Genomic DNA, 6,346 nt, shown 5'->3' on the forward strand with positions numbered 1-6,346 from the left:
TAATTAGATTTTCTAATTAAAACTTGATTAAACTCTAAATTCTAGTTCAATTTTTGCTTCGTTCAAACATTAATTTTCTTCGGTTTAAAAATCTTTAAAGCCTTTTAACTGTCAACTGTACACTGTTAACCGTCAACTCGAAAGTGTCGCATTATCTCTATATTAAGATACTTTAAAATTACTCTTCTTCTAATCTAGGTACTTTAATAATCTTCACAAACTCATCATTATCGAGTTTTGCCTGAGAGTACATAGCACCTAAGCGTTTGGTTTCTGTAATATTACTAACCTTCATTTCAACTACCTCACCATTATCACTGACTAAGATGACTTTATCATTACTATTAGCAGTTATAATCTCTAATAATTTATATTTGTCATTGGACATAGTCTTTAATCCTTTTCCATTTCTCTTCTGTAGAGTATAATCTTCAAGGGGACTTGCTTTACCACGCCCTTCTTTGGTAATGGAGAGGACTAGTGAAGAATCTCCAACTATACTAAAGCTGATGACCTCATCATTTTCAGCTAGGTTGATTCCTTTACTACCTTTGGTATTACGTCCAGTATCGTTAACTTCATCTTCTTTGAAGTGGATTGTATAGCCTTCTTTAGTACCTAGTAAGATATCTTCTTCTCCACTGCTAACACTGACTCCAATTACTTCATCACCTTCATTTAAATTGATTGCTTTAATAGATGAAATGCTGCTTTCATACTCTTCACCTTTGGTCTTTTTGACTAAGCCATCTTTAGTTGCAATGGTAATATAATTCTCTTTAGTATAATCATTTAGCATAATGACTCCAATGATATGTTCATCCATTGGAAGTTTGATATATTGATTCAATGGGTCTCCAGTAGCTAAGCCATGATGTTCTGGAATTTCATGGCATGTAATACTATAGGCCTGTCCCTTATCAGTAAAGAATAAGACTTGGTCGAGATTTCTTCCAGTTACTACATGGGTAATAAAGTCATTTTTAGCAGAGCGAATATTATCTAGACTATCTGCTTTTTTGATATAATTACGATAAGATAGGGAGATAACTACATCTTTATCCTTAATCAAATCCTCCTCTTCTATTTCAGCTTTAGAATCATCACTTAAAATCTTGGTCTTACGTTTATCACCATACTTATCTTTAATTTCTATTAGTTCATCTTTAACTATATTATCTAAAATATCTGTGCTATTTAAAATTGATTTTAAGTATTTAATTTTTTCTCGAATCTCTGCTAAATCTGCCTCTAATTTTTCAATCTCCAAGCTGACTAAGCGTTGTAATCTCATATTTAAGATAGCTTCTGCTTGTCTTTTGGTGACTTCTAGTTCTTTTTGTAGATTTCTTTTAGCTTCTTTGGTAGATTTGGAGCTTCTGATAACCTTAATTACCTTATCTAGACTATCAGTAGCTTTTTTAAGGCCAATTAAGATATGCTCTCTTTCTTGTGCCTTCTCTAATTGATACTTAGTTCTTCTAGTGATAACCTCTCTTCTAAAGTCTAAGAAATGTTCTAATATCTTTTTAATATTCATAACCTTGGGCTGTTGTTCTACCAAAGCCAACATGTTAATTCTCATACTAGATTGTAAAGAGGTATATTTATATAAACGATTTAAGATTATCTCTGGATTTCCCTTTTTCTTCAATTCAATTACAATTCTAAGTCCGTCACGGTCACTCTCATCACGAATATCACTGATGTTATCAATCTTGCCTTTTTTAACAGTATCAGCCATCTCTTCAATTAATTTAGCCTTACTCAATTGGTAAGGTATCTCGGTAATGATAATACTCTGTTTGCCCCGACCTTTATCTTCAATCTTACTCTTACCACGAATGGTTATTTTTCCTGTTCCAGTAGTGTAAGCATCTTTAACTCCATCATTGCCGACTATAATCCCTCCAGTAGGAAAGTCAGGTCCTGGAATAATTTTCATTAAGTCTTTAATGTTTAGATCCTTATTATCTAATAATTCAATTAAGCCATCGATAATCTCTGATAAATTATGAGGGGGAATATTGGTGCTCATCCCAACAGCAATTCCACTAGAGCCATTAACTAATAGATTAGGAATCCGTGAAGGTAATACACTAGGCTCCTCTAAGCTACTATCAAAGTTAGGAATAAAATCAACGGTATTCTCTTCAATATCTTGGAGTAAATCTTCTGAAATAGATGCTAGTCGAGCTTCAGTATAACGCATAGCTGCTGCACTATCACCATCGATTGAACCAAAGTTTCCATGTCCATCAATTAATATATATCTCTGACTGAAATCTTGAGCCATTCTAACCATAGCATTATATACAGCTGCATCACCATGAGGATGATACTTACCTAATACCTCTCCAACGATACGTGCTGATTTCCTATGGGGCTTATCAGGAATCAACCCCAATTTTTTAGTGGCATAAAGAATTCTTCTATGTACTGGTTTAAGTCCATCTCTAACATCAGGTAAAGCTCGGTCTATAATAACACTTAATGAATAATTTAAATAAGAATTGCGCATTTTGTCTTCAATAGCTACAGGTGTAATCTGTTTATCTTTCATATCTATCTTCTCCTTTCAATATTATCTTTTTAAATTGATAATTATCTACATATTCTTTTAATGTCAAGCAGTTAAAATAATTAAATTAGTTAATTGCATCAAAAAACTTTCTAAAGTATAATTAACTATATATAGATATCCAAGTCTAAAGTGAAACTTAATAGTGGTATTGTGACCCTTTTAAAATTAGCGTGAGTGGGTGTGTGAGTGTGAGTAACCCCCAATAAAAAGAAGTTTTACACACACTCACACTCATAGCTCACACTCGACACAAAGTGTCGCACTATCTTTCTATTGTTTCATTCTAAAGTTGGATGACTATAGTAAATCTATTGGCAATTTGAAATTATAGATAAGCTAAGAACAATCATAAAGGCTTATGAAGTATATCAAATTTGCTGATTGACAGTATTTATTATATCATTAAATTAGAATTTGTAAAATAAATTACTAAAGAGTAGTCATTAGTGATCAATTACGAGTAATGACAAAGAAGTAAAAACAAGTAGAATTAATTATAGGTATGTGAATCTAGAATAAAATTTAACCATGACTCTATATAGAGATAGTGGGACACTTTTTATAATGATAAATTTACTAGCCACAGGTTTTAACCTGTGGTGATGATGATATGTTACACTACGGGTTAAAACCCCGTAGCTAAAGCTTAAAGTTTCACAATATCCCCATTAAGTTTCATTTTAAATTCTATATAAAGCAAAACTTTTTTGAAATCAGATTTAAAAGCTTAATTTAAATTTTTTATATTCTATGTATAGAAGCTAATTTATAAAAAATAATATAAATTGTATATAATAAGAGTTAAAGTGAAACTTAATGAATATAAGGTAGTAATTTAGTGACAGGTAATAATATTCTCTTATCACTTGTTACTCATTACTTATTGCTGTCATTATAAATTGATTAATTTAGATATAAACAGGGTCAAATTAAGACTTATTATAGCTAATAGTTGCTATCAATTGATTAATGTGCTATTATAATAAATGTAATCAGATTTTTTTACAAAAGATGGAAGTTGAAAGAGGTGTTAATATAATATGGCAGTAAATAGTCAATATAATGCAGAACAGATTCAAGTTTTAGAAGGTCTAGAGGCTGTTAGAAAGAGACCAGGAATGTATATCGGCTCTACTGGAACTAAAGGATTGCATCATCTCGTTTGGGAGATTGTTGATAATAGTATAGATGAATTTTTAGCAGGTCATGGAACTAAGATAGATATCATCATTGGGACAGGTGAAACAATAACTGTCAGAGATTATGGTCGTGGAATTCCAGTAGATATTCATCCTAAAAAAGGTTTACCAGCAGCTCAACTGGTACTAACTACCCTCCATGCAGGTGGTAAGTTTGATGGGGCTGGTTATAAAGTATCTGGTGGTTTACATGGAGTAGGTGTCTCAGTAGTAAATGCTTTATCAGAATGGCTTGAGTTAGAAGTATATCGTGATGGACATGTGTATCGCCAAAGGTATGAGCGGGGGATTCCAGTCACTGAGTTTGAAAAAGGTGAGAGGACTAAAGAGACAGGAACTCAGATTACCTTCAAACCTGATGAAGAGATTTTTGACGAACTTAATTTTAAATTTGAAACTTTAAGTACTAGATTACAAGAGTCTGCTTTTTTAAATAAGAATTTAGAGATATTATTGGCAGATAAGAGAAGAGCTGAAGATAAGCAAGAAACTTTCTGTTATAGTGGTGGACTTGAGGAGTTTGTTAAATATTTAAATGAAAGTCAAGATGCCTTGACTGAAGATATAGTTTATATTGAAGAAGAATTGGACGATACCTATGTAGAAGTTGCTTTCCAATATAATAAGAGTTATAATGAAAGAATTTATACCTTTGCTAACAATATCAATACCCATGATGGGGGATATCACCTAACAGGATTTAAAGCAGCTATTACCAAGGCTTTTAATAATTATGCTAAAGATAATAATCTTTTAAAGAAGAATGATCCAGCATTATCTGGTCGGGATTTACGGGAAGGATTAACAGCTGTAGTCAGTGTTAAGCTAACTGAGCCACAGTTTGAAGGGCAGACCAAAACTAAGCTGGGAAATAGTGAGATTAGAAGTACTGTAGAAAAGGCAGTTTATGAGTATCTTCGTTATTATCTAGATGTTAATCCGTCAATGGCTAAAAGTGTGGTAGAGAAGGCGTTGGAAGCAGTTAGAGCTCGTAAAGCAGCTAAAAAGGCTAGGGAATTGACCAGAAGAAAAGGTGTTTTAAATAATAACTCCTTACCTGGTAAACTATCAGATTGTAGTAGCCGTAAGCCAGAAGAATGCGAACTTTACTTGGTAGAGGGTGATTCTGCTGGTGGTTCTGCAAAACAAGGGCGTAATCGTAAATTTCAGGCTATCCTACCTTTAAAGGGTAAGATTATGAATGTAGAGCGGGCTAGATTGACTAAGATTTTAAAGAGCAATGAGATTGCAACAATTGTAACTGCTTTAGGTGCAGGAATTGGTGAAGAGTTTGATCTTAGTAAGTTGAGATATCATAAAATTATCATTATGACCGATGCTGATGTCGATGGTGCTCATATCTGTACATTAATTTTAACTCTATTCTACCGTTATATGCCTGAATTGATCGAAGCAGGCCATGTCTATATTGCCCAGCCTCCATTGTATAAGGTTACTTATGGTAAAAAGGAGAAGTATCTTTATACAGATAAGCAGTTAGAAAGATATATGGCTGATAAAGATAGAACAAAAGTAAGTATTCAACGTTATAAAGGTTTAGGAGAGATGAATCCAGCTCAGTTATGGAGTACTACAATGAATCCAGAGAATCGTAAGCTACAAAAGGTAGAGATTGAGGATGAGATAATGGCTGATGATATCTTTAATCGGTTGATGGGGTCTAAAGCGAGACTCAGAAGAGAATTTATTATGAAAAATGCTGATTTAGCTGATAATATTGATATATAAAAGAAGTGTAGGTTTTCAAAAAGATTGCAACTGTAATCATAAAGTTTGCAACTGAGTTTCACAAAGATTGCAACTAGGCTAAAATATACAATGTTTCGTATATTTATACAATGGAAAATAATCCAATTATATAATTAATCTGACCTGTATCTTATTATTTAGGATGCAGGTTTTTTATTGATGATGTGGCATATATAAGTTATGGTATAAATGTCAAATCGAGGTTATTGGAATATATAAGAAAATCATCTTTGAATATATAAATGTTAATGAAGTTAGAAAATAGCTAAAATATACAGGAATACTAGTACAGGACCAAAAGTAGCATATATAATAGGAGTATCAAGATCTGCCATTCTTAGCTAAACAAAGAAAGGATACTTAGTTCTTATAAGCGGTCTTAGTATTGATGGTTTTGGTTATTATTTATATTTAAAATATGATATAGAGAAGTTAAATAAAGATTATTCTAAATAAAATTTTAAATAGTAGCTAGGAAATAAGCAAATTTTTTTGCCTTGTTCTACTTATAAAATTGGCCCTAACAAAAAGCAGTCCGAAGAATCGGGCTGCTTTTTTACATCTATTGATTATTAGTCTATAGAAGGGATTTATATTAAATAGTGATTAATTGGCACATTTCCTTGCTTAACTTCTACAATAATCAAGTGCAATTAGATATTTTTGTTAAATTATGATAAAATAACTTTGACATTCATGTTAAAGTTATAACATTTTTAGATAAATAATATTAATTCAAAGGAGGTAGGAGTTTGAAGATTAGAAATCTGTCTCTTATACACATCTGACGCTG

The 6,346-nt window shown here is 32.1% G+C and carries 2 protein-coding genes; one reads left to right on the top strand and one right to left on the bottom strand.

All coding sequences use genetic code 11. From position 1 onward, the window contains the following. Window positions 1–178 precede the first annotated feature (178 nt). Window positions 179–2,563 carry a DNA gyrase subunit A gene (gene gyrA, locus ACTCDL_RS13235; RefSeq protein ID WP_463177626.1) on the bottom strand — a complete coding sequence of 795 codons (2,385 nt, stop codon included), beginning with the start codon at window positions 2,561–2,563 and terminating at the stop codon, window positions 179–181. A 1,061-nt stretch (window positions 2,564–3,624) separates the two neighbouring features. On the opposite strand from gyrA, the gene gyrB reads away from it, so the two are divergent. After that, a complete protein-coding gene (gene gyrB, locus ACTCDL_RS13240; RefSeq protein ID WP_463177629.1) occupies window positions 3,625–5,532 on the top strand; it encodes a DNA topoisomerase (ATP-hydrolyzing) subunit B in 1,908 nt (635 codons plus the stop codon). The last annotated feature ends 814 nt before the right edge of the window (window positions 5,533–6,346 follow it).

The organism is Orenia sp. (genome assembly GCF_055140805.1).

Coding starts and splice junctions, on each gene's coding strand:
- gyrA (WP_463177626.1), bottom strand. CDS start 2,563: ATGAAAGATAAACAGATTACACCTGTAGCTATTGAAGACAAAATGCGC.
- gyrB (WP_463177629.1), top strand. CDS start 3,625: ATGGCAGTAAATAGTCAATATAATGCAGAACAGATTCAAGTTTTAGAA.